At 61.3% G+C, this 344-nt stretch carries 1 pseudogene; it reads right to left on the reverse strand.

Annotated features, from left to right (window positions below):
- Positions 1 to 336, reverse strand: a pseudogene (locus IFT54_RS20200) (transposase); the annotation flags it as partial.
- Between the last annotated feature and the right edge of the window lie 8 nt (positions 337 to 344).

Raw genomic sequence — 344 nt, forward strand, 5'->3', positions numbered from 1 at the left:
TGCCGCCTTTCGTGCGGCCGATCAGGCGGCCGAGATCCCCTTTTTTACCCGCAGACTTGATGCCGTGCGGTGTGCCTTCAGGTAGGTCGCGTCGATCATGACCGTTTTCGGTACGGCTTGCGCTGCCGCGAGCCCCTCCATCATGCGCAAGAAGACTCCCCTCTCGCCCCACCGCTTCCAGCGATTGTAGAGCGTCTTGTGCGGCCCATAGTCCTTCGGCGCATCACACCAGCGTAGCCCATTGCGATTGACGAAAACGATGCCGCTGAGCACCCGCCGATCATCGACCCGAGGCTTGCCATGGCTCTTGGGAAAGAACGGTTGCAGACGCGCCATCTGCTCAT

The organism is Sphingomonas sp. CFBP 13714, from assembly GCF_014842205.1.
Taxonomy (GTDB): domain Bacteria; phylum Pseudomonadota; class Alphaproteobacteria; order Sphingomonadales; family Sphingomonadaceae; genus Sphingomonas; species Sphingomonas aerolata.